The sequence below is a fragment of the Flagellimonas sp. B-3 genome (assembly GCF_056857835.1).
In genome coordinates, this window is sequence record NZ_JBSXNW010000003.1 from 1 (window position 1) to 2,187 (window position 2,187).

Sequence of the window (2,187 nt, forward strand, 5' to 3'; positions counted from 1 at the left end):
CCGGGTTCGTGTTAGGTCCCGACTGACCCCCGGCTGATTAGCATGGCCGGGGAAACCTTGGTCTTTCGGCGTGCGGGTTTCTCGCCCGCATTATCGTTACTTATGCCTACATTTTCGTTTCTGTACGCTCCAGCACACCTCACAGTGCACCTTCGGCGCCGAACAGAATGCTCCCCTACCCCTTACAGTAAACTGTAAAGCCATAGCTTCGGTAATGTGCTTATGCCCGATCATTATCCATGCGGGACCGCTCGACCAGTGAGCTGTTACGCACTCTTTAAATGAATGGCTGCTTCCAAGCCAACATCCTGGCTGTCTAAGCAGTCCCACCGCGTTTTGTCAACTTAGCACATATTTGGGGACCTTAGCTGATGGTCCGGGTTCTTTCCCTCTCGGACATGGACCTTAGCACCCATGCCCTCACTGCCCTGAAACATTATATAGCATTCGGAGTTTGTCAGGAATTGGTAGGCGGTGAAGCCCCCGCATCCAATCAGTAGCTCTACCTCTATATAACTATCAGAACGCTGCACCTAAATGCATTTCGGGGAGTACGAGCTATTTCCGAGCTTGATTGGCCTTTCACCCCTACCCACAGGTCATCCCAAGACTTTTCAACGTCAACGGGTTCGGTCCTCCACTATGTGTTACCACAGCTTCAACCTGCCCATGGGTAGATCGCACGGTTTCGCGTCTACTACTACCGACTAAAACGCCCTGTTCAGACTCGCTTTCGCTACGGCTGCGCACCATAAGTGCTTAACCTTGCCGGTAAAAGTAACTCGTAGGCTCATTATGCAAAAGGCACGCCGTCACCAATAAATTGGCTCCGACCGCTTGTAGGCGTATGGTTTCAGGGTCTATTTCACTCCGTTGTTCACGGTTCTTTTCACCTTTCCCTCACGGTACTGGTCCACTATCGGTCTCCCAGGAGTATTTAGCCTTGGCGGATGGTCCCGCCGGATTCACACAGGGTTTCACGTGCCCCGCGCTACTCAGGATACCACTATCTTAAACGCTCCTTGCCCGTACGGGACTATCACCCATATCGTGCAGCTTTCCAACTGCTTCCGGTTCGTCGCGCTAAGAACATTGTGGTCCTACAACCCCGTCATTGCCGGAACAACGACGGTTTGGGCCGATCCGATTTCGCTCGCCGCTACTCTCGGAATCACTCTTGTTTTCTCTTCCTCCGCCTACTTAGATGTTTCAGTTCAGCGGGTTCGCCCACCTTACGGTGTGACTGGCCTTCAACCAGCCGGGTTGCCCCATTCGGACACCCACGGATCAATGCTCATGTGCAGCTCCCCGTGGATTTTCGCAGCTTATCACGTCCTTCATCGCCTCTGAGAGCCTAGGCATCCCCCATACGCCCTTCTTTTGCTTGTCGCACCTGTACCTGAGTACAGATGCCCTCTCGTAATCCTTTATATATTCTATTCTACTTCGTGTTTCTTCTTTGACTTCGCTCATAACGACCTAAGTCGTTACTGCTCCGTCCCAATATGTCAATGAACTTTCTGGCGGGCCGACACTGGCAATAAAAATTACCGTGGACGACACTTGCCGTGGTGGAGAATATCGGAGTCGAACCGATGACCTCCTGCGTGCAAGGCAGGCGCTCTAGCCAGCTGAGCTAATCCCCCATTTCCCTAGTTTAGAGTTGTGAGTTGTGAGTTATGAGTCTATAACCCGCAATAACTCGCTCCTAGAATTTCCTGATTTCAATATTCAATGAACTTCGTAACCCGTATTTACATACTTCGTACCTTTCGTAGTCTCAGGCAGACTCGAACTGCCGACCTCTACATTATCAGTGTAGCGCTCTAACCAGCTGAGCTATGAGACTGTCTTGGCCTAAATTTGCCTGTATACCAAAAAACATATTGTAAACGACAGCGCAAAACGTAACAACCACCTCGTGCGGGACCCGGGATTCCGGGCATCTCTTTCTCTAGAAAGGAGGTGTTCCAGCCGCACCTTCCGGTACGGCTACCTTGTTACGACTTAGCCCTAGTTACCGATTTTGCCCTAGGCCGCTCCTTGCGGTGACGGACTTCAGGCACTCCCGGCTTCCATGGCTTGACGGGCGGTGTGTACAAGGCCCGGGAACGTATTCACCGGATCATGGCTGATATCCGATTACTAGCGATTCCAGCTTCACGGGGTCGAGTTGCAGACCCCGAT

General features: G+C 51.9%; 2 tRNA genes and 2 rRNA genes. All 4 read right to left on the bottom strand.

The features are described 5' to 3' along the window. Positions 1-1,389 (bottom strand): 23S ribosomal RNA (locus tag AC13CS_RS00020); the annotation flags it as partial. 180 nt (positions 1,390-1,569) lie between these two features. Further along, a tRNA-Ala gene (locus AC13CS_RS00025) sits at positions 1,570-1,646 on the bottom strand. Between the two features lie 129 nt (positions 1,647-1,775). Next, positions 1,776-1,849, bottom strand: a tRNA-Ile gene (locus tag AC13CS_RS00030). Positions 1,850-1,958: 109 nt separating this feature from the next. Continuing rightward, positions 1,959-2,187: ribosomal RNA gene (locus AC13CS_RS00035) — 16S ribosomal RNA — on the bottom strand; the annotation flags it as partial.